Source organism: Geminocystis sp. NIES-3708, assembly GCF_001548095.1.
Lineage (GTDB): Bacteria > Cyanobacteriota > Cyanobacteriia > Cyanobacteriales > Cyanobacteriaceae > Geminocystis.
This window is the reverse complement of the sequence record NZ_AP014815.1, coordinates 3,801,300-3,815,730: the sequence shown is the minus strand read 5'-3', so window position 1 is coordinate 3,815,730 and position 14,431 is coordinate 3,801,300. Positions and strand designations below refer to the sequence as shown.

Below are 14,431 nucleotides of genomic sequence, written 5' to 3'. Positions count from 1 at the left end.
CAAATTTTATTCTTTTTAGTGGGTAAAATTTCGTCTGTCATCAATCTTAAACTTTTATTTCTCAAGGTTTTTTACATCGAACAAAGGTATTATCAATAACAAATTAAAATTGCAACAACATTTAATTTTCCTTTTTCTAGTATTATTTTTAATCACTGGTTATTAATTTATAGTTAATCTGCTCACAAAAATAATGAAAGTATTAATCGCTGATTTCGACTTATTTTTAAAAATAGGAGGAGGACAAACTTTTTATCGTCAAATTATTGAAAAAAATCCCGAAATTGACTTTTATTATCTTTTAGAAAAAGAAAATCAGAATAATTTTCGCCCTAACAATGCCCATGGTATTACTTATAAACCCATTTATCAAATTCATGATCTTAACAATTATATTAATGTAAATCCTCCCCGTTGGGCGTATCGTTCTTTTACCCTTGCGAGTAATATTGCTAATTCTGTTACTGGTTATAGCTTTGATGTGGTTGATGCCCCTGATTATGAACAATATACTCTCTTCTTGCGTCCTGCTTTAAAATATCACGGGGTAAAATGTGAGAAAATCGCCTTATCAATGCACGGTAAGATTTCCACAACTTTACAACTAGATTGGTTTGGTTCAAAAGAAGTTAATATTCCTTTAGATATAGAAGAAAAAATGCAGTTTAAAACTGCTGATATTCGTTACGGAATTAGTAAAAGCTATCTTAAAGAATGGCAAAATTTAGTAGATTTAGAAACTCAATATTTTAACCCTTTACATTTTATTGATTTGCCTCAATCTCAATCTTTAGAAAATAATCAAAATAAACCTAATTTATATTTTATTGGTAGAACCGAAAAAAGAAAAGGAGCAGATATTTTTATTGATTTAGTTTGGTGGTTATCTGCTAATAATTATAATCAAGCAAGTATCATTGGTCCTCATAGTTATAGTGAATTTGGTGATTCTTCTCAAGTTTTATTACAATCTATGATTAATAAACGATTAATTAATATTAATATATTGCCATCTAAACCTCGTCAAGAATTATATAAAATTTTCGCACAACCTGCCATTACTTTTCTTCCTTCTCGTTATGATACCCTTAATTTATTAGCTCTTGAATCTTTATTTTCAGGTTGTCCAACTGCCATCGGAAGTGGTGCTGGAGTTTGTCAGTTTTTAGAAGAGAATTTTCCCCAATTACCTTGGATTAAAATTGATGTAAATAACACCTATGAATGTCTCCCTAAACTTACTAATATTTTAGAAAATTATTATGATTATCGGCAACAATTAAATGAGGCTTTATTAACTATAAATACTAATACTAATGATCCTAATTTAAGCAGTATTTATCACACGGAGAATAATCATGATTTAGACGTTTGTGCAGAGTTAAAAGAATGGTATTCACAATTAATTAATTATTGGAATTCGAGAACTGAAAATAAAAATTATCTTAAAAGTATCCCCAGTAAAGTTATTAATAAAGCTATTAAACCATCTATTAAAAAAGTTAAAAGTAAATTGATTAGATATGCTGAAGATACTCGTTCATCTCAATTGATAAAATCCCCTTTTATTGCCTCACAATATCATAAAGTATTTACCCTCAGTGAACAAACGGAATTAGAAATAGAAAAAAAACTGCAACAAGTATGGAACTTAGCAGAAACTTTTGAGCCAGAAGCTAAAGGTATTAAAGGTAAAATACAAAGTGCTTTTCGTCTTGATAGAGTTAGAGTTTGGCGAGAAATTGCCCGTTTAGAAAGGATGAGAAATAATGATTTAGTTGCTACAACTTACTATTTGAGAAGCATGAGGGCTTTAGGTATTGATAGATTTAATGAATTACCCTATGTCATTAAAACTTTAGAAGAAAAAGGATTTAAACCCGAAGCAAAAGTTGCTGAAGCAATGTTTAAAGACATTAGTCAACAAACAGAAAAAACTTTTAATATTCTCAATGACACTTATCAAAATAACCTTAAATATCAACCTCAAGAATATGAATTTATTGACGAAAGAAGAGACAAAGAAAATTATCAAGTCTCCGTAATAGTTTCCTTATATAATGCCGCACCAAAATTACCTTTATTTTTAAGAGTTTTAGCAGAACAAACTTTAGTTAAAAAAGGATTAGTTGAAATAATTTTAGTAGATAGTGGTTCACCTGATCAAGAATATCAAGTATTTAAACAGTTACAATCAGAATTAAATTTACCCGTTGTTTATTTACGCTCTCAAAACCGAGAAACCATCCAAAATGCTTGGAATAGAGGTATTTTACTATGTCGATCGCCTTATATCACTTTTTTAGGGGTAGATGAGACGATTTTACCCGAATGTTTGGAAGTTTTAGCCCATGAATTAGAGGAAAATTCTGATATTGATTGGGTGATAAGTCATAGTTTAGTGACCGATGTCGATTTACAAGGCAATCATGTTAATGATATTATGCTTTATGATCGCAGTAATTATGACCAAAATTTCGTTTATCTCGATACTTGTTACCTTTCCTTAGTCGGTGGTTTATACCGTAAAAATATTCATGACAGATTTGGTTATTATGACTCAAGTTATCGTGGTGCAGGAGATACAGAATTTAAAAACCGAGTTTTACCCCATATCAAAACTAAAATGATTAATCGAGTTTTAGGATTATTTTGGAATTATCCTGACGCACGGACAACTCAAAGTCCTATGGCTGAAGTTGAAGATATTAGAGCATGGTATTTACATCGAACTTTAGGAGGAATTAAGTATGCTTTTAATGAAAAAAATACCGCAGAAATTGAACAATTTTTGATTAAAACTTTGGCTTATCGTAAGTCTTATTGTCAGCATATAAGCAGTGATTTAGAATATGCTTATAATTTGAGTCAATTGTTAACAGAAATGAAACCTTCTTCCTCATTTTTACAATTAAAACCAACTATTGATGAATTGTTTCTAGCTTATCGTCAACTAGATTGGATAGAAAATTTAACGACTTTTTCTCCTAGTAAAATTTTGTGGAATACTCGTAAATTAGGAGAAAAAATTGAAGTCTTACATCGTCAAATTATCTCAAAATTAGGTAACAGTAACTTTAATCCTAACTATGATATTTTCCATGATAATCGTCACGAACAACACGCTAATTTATGGCTCACCTAAATAAGCTGAAACGCATTTAGATTTACTGAGGGCGGTAAGACTGGGAAAACTAGGAGACAGGGGAGATTTGTTGATTTATTTATAACAAAATAATATGTAACTTAGATGCGTCTTGGCTTATACCCCAGTGAATCATAAAATTATCGGAGAAGATGAGTAATAAGTAATAGGTAATAAGTAGAAAATGTAAAATGTAGAGTTTATTTTTAATTCCTAATTCATAATTGTTAATTTTTAATTGTCATCATACATTAATCTATAAAGCCAATTTTTCTTATTTTTAGTGCGAATTTTTTTAATTTGTTCAATGAAATAATATTTTTCCTTATCTGATAATCCACCCCTTAAAATATAACTACTTTGCCATACTAAAACAGATGTCGCAAAAGCGATACAAAAAGTTACGCCTAATGCAGCCCAAGGATTAAATTCCATTCCTGCTCTTATGGCTGACCATGTACAATATTCTTGACAAAAAGAAATAGTTTCTCTTAATTCCCATAATGCCCAAGGTAGAATAAAAATCCACGAGATACCCACTAATACCCATCTACCATAAATAGTTAATTGATGTAATCTTTCTATTTCTTGCTCTGAAATGATTGTATCTTCAATATCGTTGTTCATATTAGCATCACATAGTAAATTTTAAACTGTTCATTACCTTTTCTTAACTTTGACAGGATAATCTTGTGGTTAAGTCAATGTATTCTTAATCACACTAACTTTTATGGTACTTACCTATCCTTCCCATCATAATTTAACCTTTCAAATTCAATCAAGTGAAAGACGGTTGCATTTTTATGAACGAGGAGAAGAAATTCCTCTAGTTAGTCAAGGTATTTGGCAAGTTAATCGTGGGGTTGTACAGTTAATCAAATGTAACTATCAAGGAGAAGAAACTTCTTTAGGATGGGTGCAATCTGACAATTATTTTGGTGGCTGGTTAACTTCTCTTGAGACTTTTCAAGCAAAAGCTTTATCGGATGTATATTTGTCATGGTATTCCTTAGTAGAAATTGAAAATGATGATAATTTAGCCCAAAAAATTCTTTCTCAGGTGGTAAAACGTTTGCGACAAAGTGAAGAGTTATTGGCGATCGCAGGATTGAAAAGGGTAGAAGATAGATTAATCAAACTACTTAAATTATTGGGAAAAGAAGTTGGAGAGAAAAAAGAATTGGGTGTGAGATTAAAAGTCAGATTCACTCACCAAAATCTAGCGAATACTATTGGCACAACGAGAGTTACTGTAACTAGATTATTAGGAGATTTACAAAAACAGGGGTTAATTTCTCTTGATAGTACTCGTCATATACTATTACATAATAACAAGGTGTCCGATTAAAGTTTTAACCAGTTAAAAATATTTTCAGGAGTCAATACTAATTCAATTCCTTCTAAAACTGGCAAAGTAATATCTCTCTGATAAACTCCAATTTTTTGTTCAGGAAATACCGCTAAAATTGCTTCATCATCAGGATTAATTAACCAACTTATTTCTGTGCCTTGTTGTGAACAATGTAATAATTTAGCTAATACTTGAGTTAAACTTTGTTCAGGGGATAAAATTTCGATCACCCAATCAGGATAAGTTGGAAAACGATTGGTTATTCTGCCTTTGTCATCAAGGGGTATTCTTGCCCAACGCATAACCGCTATATCTGGCACAATACTTCTATTGTCAAAAGTAAAACGTAATTCAGTAAAAGCTTTTGCAATTTTCTTAGATTTGACAACATGGTTAATTGCTTCGCAAACATCAACTTGTAAAGAGCTGTGTATTCCTTGAGGAATAGGTTTTTGATGAATTTCTCCGTTAATAAATTCTGAGACAGGTTTAGTTTCCTTCAGTGCCAAAAAATCTTCTAAAGTTAATTGAATTTGAGGTTTAGTAACGACTATCATAAGAAACTCAGTTGTAAGAAAAATAGAAGAATAGGATATGTAGCGGTTATAACGTGACATTTAGAATAGTCATCATTCACCATTACTTAACTTTTATGAGAAAAAGAAAGAAGAAAATGATAAGATGATTTTTGCTATAGCTAGTAATATTAGAGAAAAATAAATGGCAGAAACATTGATGTTTAATGCTTTGCGTCAAGCTATTGACGAAGAAATGGCAAGAGATGATAAAGTATTTGTATTGGGAGAAGATGTAGGACAGTACGGTGGATCATATAAAGTAACCAAAGGTTTATACGAAAAATATGGCGAATTTAGAGTATTAGATACCCCAATTGCCGAAAATAGCTTTACAGGAATGGCAGTAGGTGCGGCAATGTCAGGATTACGCCCCATTATTGAAGGAATGAATATGGGTTTTCTTCTACTTGCTTTTAACCAAATCGCCAATAATGCAGGGATGATGCGTTATACTTCTGGCGGTAACTATAAAATTCCTACAGTAATTCGTGGTCCTGGTGGTGTAGGCAGACAGCTTGGTGCAGAACACTCTCAGCGATTAGAGGCTTATTTTCAGGCAGTGCCGGGGTTAAAAATTGTCGCTTGTTCGACTGCTTATAATGCTAAGGGTTTGTTAAAATCAGCCATTAGGGATGATAATCCTGTACTATTTTTTGAACACGTATTGTTATATAATCATAAAGAAAACTTACCTGATTATGAATATACTGTACCTTTAGATAAAGCGGAAATCGTGCGTAAAGGTAAAGACGTAACAATTTTGACTTATTCTCGTATGAGGCATCACTGTATTCAAGCATTGAAGCAAATCGAAAAAGATGGTTATGATCCTGAAATCATCGATTTAATTTCTCTGAAACCATTGGATATGGCAACTATCGGCGAATCTATCCGTAAAACCCATAAGGTTATTATTGTGGAAGAGTGTATGAAAACTGGAGGCATTGCGGCGGAATTAACTGCTTCTATTAATGATCAATTATTTGATGAATTAGATGGGCCTGTGGTGCGTTTATCTTCTCAAGACATTCCTACTCCTTATAATGGTGCATTAGAGAGATTAACCATTGTACAACCAGAACAAATTGTGGAAGCTGTACGTAAAATCATGAATAACCAAATTTAGTCAAATAAACAATTAACAATGAACAATTAACAAAAATACATATTTTAAATTTTATTTCATATTTATTAAAAACTAATTATTAATGGAAAGACAAAGAGTATTTATTATCTTAATTATTGTCTTAGTTGCCACATCTATCTTCACTTTAGTCAATTTACCTTTACAATTAGGGTTAGATTTAAGAGGTGGATCTCAACTAACAATTCAATTACAAACTACTCCAGAAGTAGCGGAGATTACTCCAGAAAAACTAGAAGGCGTACGCACAGTTATTGATAATCGAGTTAATGGTTTAGGGGTGTCAGAAGCCGTTGTGCAAAGTGTAGGAAGCGATCGCATTTTAGTACAATTACCCGGTGTCAATGATCCTCAAGAAGCAGAAAGAGTATTAGGTGGAACAGCACAATTAGACTTCAGAACCGAAACGGATAACCCCGAAATTCAAGCTCAATATCAAGTTAAACAGCAAGAATTAGGAGAATTAATTTTTCAATCTCAATCATTAAAAGGAGAAGAATTAAAAGCCCAAGAAGCAAAAATCGAAACTATAAAACAAGAATTAGCAAAGGTATCTGAAAAGTTATTTGACAAAAGCGAACTAAATGGTGAAAAACTTAAAGGTGCAAGTTATCAACCCAGTCAACAAGGAAAAGATTGGGAGGTAGCCTTAGAATTTAATGATGAAGGGGGTAAATTATTTGCCGAATTGACTAAAAGCATAGCAGGTACAGGACGCACTTTAGGAATTTTTCTTGATAATAAACTCATTAGCTCCCCTGGTGTTAGTGCGGAATATGCAACTACAGGTATTATGGGCGGTAGAGCAACTATCTCTGGTGGTGGTGGCTTTACCCTCGAACAAGCTAAGGAATTAGCCTTACAGTTAGAAGGTGGTGCATTACCTTTACCCGTAAAAATTGTTGAAAATCGTACCGTTGGTGCAACTTTAGGACAAGATAGTATTCGTCGAAGCATTATTGCTGGTTTATCAGGTTTAGCATTAGTTTTGGTTTTTATGGCGGTTTATTATCGCCTACCCGGGGTTATTGCCGATTTTGCTCTAATTATTTATGCTGTACTTAATTTAGCTTGTTTTTCCTTAGCAGGAGTCACTTTAACTTTACCCGGTATTGCAGGTTTTCTCCTCAGTATCGGTATGGCAGTTGATGCTAATGTATTAATTTTTGAGCGTACTAGAGAAGAATTAAGAGACGGAAAAACCCTATATCGATCAGTAGAATCAGGATTTTATCGGGCATTTTCCAGTATTTTAGATGGTAACGTTACCACTTTAATAGCTTGTGTCGCACTTTTCTGGTTAGGTTCAGGTTTAGTCAAAGGTTTCGCTTTAACTTTAGGTATTGGTGTTGTCATTAGTATGTTTACAGCATTAACTTGTACTCGTACTTTTCTGTTAATTACGGTGCTAGGTTTTCCCACTATACGCCAACGCCCAGAATTATTCTGCCCTAATATTAAACCCGTCAATAATTAACTTATATTTAATTTATATTTATAAAATTATCGATGAATATGAGAATAGAAGAAAATTGACTTAAACATTGTTTCAATTGATTTTCGAGAATTATTGACTAAATTTAATTCTTTTCGGATCATAAGGCTTGATATGTCATCAGTCTTAAACCATTATTTTAAAAGGTTTCTTACATCGAAATCAGGTAAGTTTAGGGGAAAATAAAAAAATCCCCAGAATTAGCAATTTAGGACTAAATCCCTCATTACTCATTATTTTTTATGATTAAATTTAGCGTTGTTAAATGGCAAAAAATATGGTGGAGTATCTCCGCTATTCTATGCGTTGGAAGTGTTATTGCGATGATTGTTTCTTATACTTCCACTGGTACTATTTTACGTCCTAGTCTCGATTTTGCGGGAGGAACAAGGTTACAACTTGAATTAGATTGTACCGTCCCTAATAACTGCGATAACCCTTTGACGGTAAATGAAGTTAGAGAGGTTTTAGATTCTGAAAATTTAGGGAATAATAGTAGTATTCAAATTGTAGGTGAAGATCAACATGGTATTTCTATCCGTACAAAAACTTTAGATGTAGATGAGAGAACAAAATTACAGCAAATATTAAAAGAAAAAATTGGCATATTTGATGAAAAAACGATTCAAATTGACACTGTAGGACCTACTATCGGGAAAGAATTATTTATTTCTGGACTTTTAGCGTTAATAGTCTCTTTTGCAGGAATTATCGTCTATTTAAGTTTTCGATTTAAAACTGATTACGCTATTTTTGCTATTATCGCTTTATTCCATGACGTTTTAGTAACTACAGGAGTTTTTGCCATTTTAGGCTTATTGGGTGGTGTCGAAGTCGATACTCTTTTTCTTGTCGCTTTATTAACTATTACAGGGTTTTCCGTTAATGATACCGTTGTAATTTATGATCGTATCCGAGAAATTGGTAAAGAAGAAGAAACCGACAATATAAATGAAATTGTAGATCAAGCAGTATTACAAACCTTAACCCGTTCGATAAATACCAGCTTAACTACTCTTTTACCCGTGGTTGCAATTTTTTTATTTGGTGGTGAAACTCTTAAATATTTTGCCTTAGCATTAATTGTCGGTTTTGTTTGTGGTGCATATTCAAGTATTTTTATTGCTAGTACTTTACTTGGTTGGTGGCGTAAAGTTTCTCAAAAAAAAGCAATTACAGTATAAGGAAAAGTAAGTTGGGTTGAAAAAACTAATATAACCCAACATTTTTTTAGATAAAATCATAATGAAAACGACAGGTTAAAAAATCAATTTTAGTTTTAGTAATGTGATAAATTAAACGATGTTCTAAATTAATTATTCTCGACCAAATATTGCTATCTATATACTTTAAAAATTCTGGTTTTCCTAAAGTTTTAAATCAATTTTTCGTTACTTCAGCTACTAAATCTAATCTTTATTTCGGATTTTTTTATCATTTTTTAAACACCATTTTAAATCACTTTTAAATTGACTATTAAACTCCGTAATTTGTATAAAAGATTGTTCTGTTTCTACTTGGGGTGAAGACTTATTTTTTTTCTTTCTCTTACTCAATCGCTAACTCTCTTTTTAAATCCTCTATTGATTGTGGTTTGATTTTTCCTGTGGTAGATTCTTCTATAGCATCGAATAAATTACGAGCATTATTAGGAGATCTTATGTATAAACTATTTTTACTAAACTAAGCAAATCAGACTCCGTAATTAAAGCTACATTTTGCTCATGCCGATCATTAATAATTAATATTTCACGATTCTCAACAACTTTATCTAACAGTTGAAACAATCGATTTCTGGCTTCCGTTGAGGATGTGATTTCGTAACTAAATATTAGTTTATCCTTAATAAATTTATTTTCGTTACATAGTAATGTACATTATCTCAAAATTTTACTCTTATGGACTAAACCTTAATTTAGATTCCATATTAAGGTAAAATATACCAGTTGTATTTACGAAAAAGTAAAAATTGCAGTGATTGAACGCTATACCTTGCCCGAAATGGGCGGAATCTGGACTGACGAATATCGTTTAAAAACATGGTTACAGGTAGAAATTGCCGTTTGTGAAGCTCAAGCGGAAGTTGGTAATATTCCTAGAGAAGCCGTAGAAGAAATTAAGACGAAGGCTAATTTTGATGTAGAAAGAGTTTTAGAAATTGAAGCGGAAGTTCGTCACGATGTGATTGCTTTTTTAACTAATGTCAATGAATATGTAGGAGATGCAGGAAGATATATCCATCTCGGTATGACTAGCTCTGATATGCTTGATACTGCTTTAGCATTACAGATGGTGGCTAGTTTAAACCTCATTCTTGAATCTGTGGAAGAAACTATTCAAGCTATTCGTTATCAGGCTCAACAACACCGTTATACTTTTATGGTAGGGCGATCGCACGGTATCCACGCCGAACCTATTACCTTCGGTTTTAAACTGGCAGGTTGGTTGGCAGAAATGCGTCGTAATCGTGATCGTTTAGTAAAGTTACGTCAAGATATTTCTGTGGGTAAAATTTCGGGTGCAGTGGGAACTTATGCTAATATTGATCCTCGCATTGAAGCTATTGCTTGTAACTTGCTAGGATTAGAACCGGATACGGCTTCCACTCAAGTTATTTCAAGAGATCGTCATGCAGAATTTGTCCAACAAATTGCCCTTGTAGCGGCATCCCTAGAAAGATTTTCCGTAGAAATTCGTAACCTTCAAAGAACTGATGTATTAGAAGTGGAAGAGTATTTTTCTAAAGGACAAAAAGGCTCATCAGCAATGCCCCATAAACGTAATCCTATCCGTAGTGAACGTATAACGGGTATGGCAAGAATTATCAGAGGAAATGCCGTTGCGGCTTTGGAAAATGTGGCTTTATGGCATGAAAGAGATATTTCCCATAGTTCCGTCGAACGAGTGATTTTGCCTGATACTTGTATTTTGATTCATTTTATGTTACGAGAAACCACTAATTTGATTCAAAATTTATTGGTATATCCTGATAATATGGCGAGAAATATGAACGTTTATGGCGGTGTCATTTTCAGTCAAAAAGTGTTACTGGCTTTAGTTGCTAAGGGTATGAGTCGAGAAGATGCCTATAAACTGGTTCAAGGTTGTGCTCATCAAGCATGGAATACTCAAGATGGTAATTTCCGTAACTTAATTGAAAATAACAGCGAAGTTAAACAATTATTATCCGATTCAGAGATTGACACTTGTTTTGATCCTCAACAACACTTAAAAAATCTTGATACAATCTATCAAAGACTAGGGATTTAATAATTAACGATTAATAATTAACAATCAGATTTCAATACATTCATTACTTGTCACCTAAATTCCTAAATTAATTTTAAAAAGGAGAATCCTATGCGTGCTGTTTTAATGGCTGGTGGTTCGGGTACGAGATTACGCCCTCTAACCTGCGATTTGCCTAAACCGATGGTACCAGTTTTAAACAGACCGATCGCAGAACATATTGTTAATTTGCTTAAACGACATGGTATTCAGGAAATTATTGCCACATTACATTATTTACCTGATGTTTTTAGAGATTATTTTCAAGATGGTAAAGATTTTGACGTAGTAATGAAATATTCTGTAGAAGAAGATCAACCCCTTGGTACTGCAGGATGTGTCAAAAATGTAGAACAAATGTTGGATGATACTTTTGTTGTCATCAGTGGTGATAGTATTACTGATTTTAATTTACGAGAAGCGATCGCTTTTCATCGAGAAAAAAAATCAAAAGCGACTCTTATTTTAACTAGAGTACCTAATCCCATTGAATTTGGGGTTGTTATTACTGATGCCGATGGTAGAATACAAAGATTTTTAGAAAAACCCTCCACCAGTGAAATTTTTTCCGATACCGTCAATACTGGTACTTATATTCTTGAGCCTGAAGTTTTAGAATATTTACCTTTACAAGAAGAAGCTGATTTTTCTCAAGATTTATTTCCCTTGCTTCTGAAACAAGAAGAGCCAATGTATGGTTATATTGCCGATGATTATTGGTGTGATGTGGGTAATTTAGAAACCTATCGAGAAGCTCATTATGATGCTTTAGATGGGAAAGTTAGTTTAAATTTTCCTTACGTACAAACGACAGAAGGTATTTGGATTGGAGAAAATACTTATATCGATCCTACAGCTGTAGTGGAAAGTCCTTGCCTGATTGGTAGTCATTGCCGTATTGGCGCTAGGGCAAAAATTCGTGGTGGTACAATTATCGGTGATAATGTCACCATCAGCGATGATGCGGAGTTGAATCGTCCAATTATTTGGAATGGCGTTATTGTGGGGGAAGAAGCATCCCTTTCTGCTTGTGTTATTGCTAGAGGTACGAGAATTGATCGACGATCACAAATTTTGGAAGGAGCAGTAATCGGTCAATTATGTAATATTGGAGAAGAAGCTCAAATTAATACAGGTGTTAGGATTTGGCCCAGTAAGCGTATCGAATCTGGGGCAATTTTAAATATGAACTTGATTTGGGGTAATATTGCTCATCGCAATCTTTTTGGACAACGAGGAGTAACAGGATTAGCAAATATTGACATTACCCCCGAATTTGCGGTTAAATTGGGTGCGGCGTATGGTTCAACTCTAAAACCTCGTAGTTGTGTCGTTGTTTCTAGGGATCAGCGTAGTGTTTCTCGCATGGTGAGTCGTTCTTTAATTGCGGGTTTGATGTCTGTCGGTATTGATATTCAAAACTTAGAGTCCACTGCTATTCCTATTTCTAGAACTATGACACCTCATTTAGGAGTAGTTGGTGGTGTTCATGTAAGATTGCACCCTGACCGTCATGACTATATTTTAATTGAGTTTTTTGACACCAATGGAATTAATATCTCGAAAGCGAAAGAGAAAAAAATCGAAGGTGCTTATTTTAAAGAAGATTTAAGAAGAGTACAAGCCATTGATATTGGTGATATGTCTTATCCAGCTCAAGTATTAGACACTTATAGATATGCTTTTGAAGCACATCTAAATCTCGATGCCATTAGTAACAGTGATACAAAAATTGTCATTGATTATGTTTACTCTGTGTCAGGAGCAATTTTACCGCAATTATTAGCTAGATTTGGTTGTGATGCGGTGGTTTTAAATGCTAGTTTGCGTCAAAGGGCAATTTCAACCCCCGAAAGGGAAAATCTCTTATTTCAATTAGGTCATGTTGTAGAAGCTCTAAAAGCAAATTTTGGGGTACAAGTATCCGCTAATGGAGAATTATTAATTTTAGTGGATGAATCGGGGATTCAAATTCGAGGAGAAGAATTAACAGCGTTGATGGTAAATACTATTTTAACGGCTCATCCGAGAGGAATTGTTGTAGTTCCTGTAAATACATCTTCTGCCGTAGAACAAATCGCTCGTCGTCATGATGGAAGAGTTATTCGTACGAAAGCTAATCCTACTGCCATAATGGAAGCTACACAACATAATCATAATGTTGTGTTAGGTGGTAGTGGTGACATGGGTTTTATTTTTCCTCAACTTCATCCGGGTTTTGATGCTATGTTTACTATTGCTAAATTAATTGAAATGCTTAAAGTACAAGAGCGATCGCTTACTCAAGTCAGGAGTGAGTTACCTCTTGTGTGTCATAAATCTATTTCTTTACGTTGTGCCTCTAAAGTGAAAGGTTCATTAATGCGTTATTTAGTCGAAACAGAGTTTCAAGAAAAATTAGAATTAATTGATGGAGTCAAAATAATTCAACCTCATACGGATAATTGGGTTTTAATTCTACCCGATGCGGGAGAACCTTTAATTCATATTTATGCCAATAGTGATAGTAGGGAATGGGTGGATGAACATATACAAATTTATCGTAGTAAAGTGCAAGAATTTATTATGACACAACAAATTGTTTAAATTTTTTCAACAGACTTGCCTAAGAAATCAGAAAATAACTAATAGGCAATAGTCGTTAAAATTGATAATTTTTTCCCTTAAATTGGTTTTATTTGTGTTCAATAAAATTATTTTAAAAATGCACAAATATTAAGCATTTTTCTCCCTATCCACTTGTCTTTATTATTTTTTTCTGTCGAACTGAGGTGAACTTAAGTTCCATGTCTGGCTCTCAATTCTGGTCTTAAATGAGATCGATCTCCTAAAATCTGTAAAAGAGGACCTCTTTCAGTGAATTTGACTACTGTTACAGATGATACCCCCATGGCAATCCGATCTCGATAACGTCCTAAATCAATGCCCAGTAAAGAACAAAGCATGATACGAATAGTAGCCTTATGAGAGACAATTAAAACATTTCCTGAAGAATAATTATTTTCAATTTCTTCTAAAACTTGACTGCTACGACGAGCAATATCAATGCCTTTTTCGCCTCCAGTGGGAGCATTCCAACCGGGATCTGCTAACCAACGAACATATTCGTCATGATATTCTTCATTAACTTGTTGGGGAGTTTTTCCTTCCCAATTACCATAAGCAATTTCCCTTAATCCATCTCGTTGTTGAATTCCCATACCTAGAGTTTTAGCGATGGGTGTTGCCGTAGCGATAGTTCGAGATAAAGGACTGGAAAAAATACCCTGCCAAGGTAAATTTTTATAGGCTTGACAAAAATCTTCTGCCATCAGATAGCCTTCAGGTGTCAAGTCTAAATCAAGTATTCCACAGTAGCCACCACTCAGACTTGAAGTTGTTTCACCATGTCTCAAAAAATAAATTGTCAAACTCATATTTAGATCCTATA

At 33.4% G+C, this 14,431-nt stretch carries 12 protein-coding genes; 7 read left to right on the top strand and 5 right to left on the bottom strand.

Going from position 1 to position 14,431, the window contains the following annotated elements; translation table 11 throughout:
* Nucleotides 1-193 precede the first annotated feature (193 nt).
* Nucleotides 194-3,145 carry a glycosyltransferase gene (locus GM3708_RS16725; protein WP_066349196.1) on the top strand — a complete coding sequence of 984 codons (2,952 nt, stop codon included), beginning with the start codon at nucleotides 194-196 and terminating at the stop codon, nucleotides 3,143-3,145.
* 234 nt (nucleotides 3,146-3,379) lie between these two features.
* On the opposite strand, the gene GM3708_RS16720 is transcribed toward GM3708_RS16725, so the two are convergent.
* A complete protein-coding gene (locus GM3708_RS16720; protein ID WP_066349195.1) occupies nucleotides 3,380-3,772 on the bottom strand; it encodes a hypothetical protein in 393 nt (130 codons plus the stop codon).
* 103 nt (nucleotides 3,773-3,875) lie between these two features.
* Here GM3708_RS16720 and GM3708_RS16715 point away from each other — a divergent pair, with 103 nt between their 5' ends.
* Nucleotides 3,876-4,493, top strand: a complete 618-nt coding sequence (locus GM3708_RS16715; protein ID WP_066349194.1) for a Crp/Fnr family transcriptional regulator — start codon at nucleotides 3,876-3,878, stop codon at nucleotides 4,491-4,493.
* On the opposite strand, the gene GM3708_RS16710 is transcribed toward GM3708_RS16715, so the two are convergent.
* The gene (locus GM3708_RS16710) at nucleotides 4,490-5,053 is read right to left on the bottom strand and encodes a Uma2 family endonuclease (protein WP_066349192.1); all 564 of its coding nucleotides are present in this window, start codon (nucleotides 5,051-5,053) and stop codon (nucleotides 4,490-4,492) included. The genes GM3708_RS16715 and GM3708_RS16710 overlap by 4 nt on opposite strands.
* A gap of 163 nt (nucleotides 5,054-5,216) precedes the next feature.
* On the opposite strand from GM3708_RS16710, the gene GM3708_RS16705 reads away from it, so the two are divergent.
* The 3 genes from GM3708_RS16705 (at nucleotide 5,217) to secF (ending at nucleotide 8,897) form a co-directional block, all read left to right on the top strand.
* Entirely contained in the window at nucleotides 5,217-6,200 is a 984-nt protein-coding gene (locus GM3708_RS16705) for an alpha-ketoacid dehydrogenase subunit beta (RefSeq protein ID WP_066349190.1), read from the top strand.
* A gap of 82 nt (nucleotides 6,201-6,282) precedes the next feature.
* On the top strand, nucleotides 6,283-7,695 hold the full coding sequence (secD, locus tag GM3708_RS16700) for a protein translocase subunit SecD (RefSeq protein ID WP_066349188.1): 1,413 nt from the start codon (nucleotides 6,283-6,285) through the stop codon (nucleotides 7,693-7,695).
* 263 nt (nucleotides 7,696-7,958) lie between these two features.
* Nucleotides 7,959-8,897: a protein translocase subunit SecF gene (gene secF, locus GM3708_RS16695; protein ID WP_066349538.1), complete on the top strand. Its 939-nt coding sequence runs from the start codon at nucleotides 7,959-7,961 to the stop codon at nucleotides 8,895-8,897.
* Between the two features lie 46 nt (nucleotides 8,898-8,943).
* Here secF and GM3708_RS19520 read toward each other — a convergent pair whose 3' ends face one another.
* The gene (locus tag GM3708_RS19520) at nucleotides 8,944-9,033 is read right to left on the bottom strand and encodes a type II toxin-antitoxin system YoeB family toxin (RefSeq protein WP_304440347.1); all 90 of its coding nucleotides are present in this window, start codon (nucleotides 9,031-9,033) and stop codon (nucleotides 8,944-8,946) included.
* Nucleotides 9,034-9,371: 338 nt separating this feature from the next.
* Nucleotides 9,372-9,500: a hypothetical protein gene (locus GM3708_RS19515; protein WP_231932996.1), complete on the bottom strand. Its 129-nt coding sequence runs from the start codon at nucleotides 9,498-9,500 to the stop codon at nucleotides 9,372-9,374.
* A 187-nt stretch (nucleotides 9,501-9,687) separates the two neighbouring features.
* Between GM3708_RS19515 and purB the strand changes: the two genes are divergently transcribed.
* On the top strand, nucleotides 9,688-10,983 hold the full coding sequence (gene purB / locus GM3708_RS16690) for an adenylosuccinate lyase (protein WP_066349186.1): 1,296 nt from the start codon (nucleotides 9,688-9,690) through the stop codon (nucleotides 10,981-10,983).
* A 90-nt stretch (nucleotides 10,984-11,073) separates the two neighbouring features.
* On the top strand, nucleotides 11,074-13,587 hold the full coding sequence (locus GM3708_RS16685) for a mannose-1-phosphate guanyltransferase (protein ID WP_066349185.1): 2,514 nt from the start codon (nucleotides 11,074-11,076) through the stop codon (nucleotides 13,585-13,587).
* Nucleotides 13,588-13,778: 191 nt separating this feature from the next.
* Here GM3708_RS16685 and GM3708_RS16680 read toward each other — a convergent pair whose 3' ends face one another.
* Nucleotides 13,779-14,417 (bottom strand): histidine phosphatase family protein, encoded by a 639-nt coding sequence (locus GM3708_RS16680; protein ID WP_066349184.1) that lies wholly within the window; start codon nucleotides 14,415-14,417, stop codon nucleotides 13,779-13,781.
* Nucleotides 14,418-14,431 lie beyond the last annotated feature (14 nt).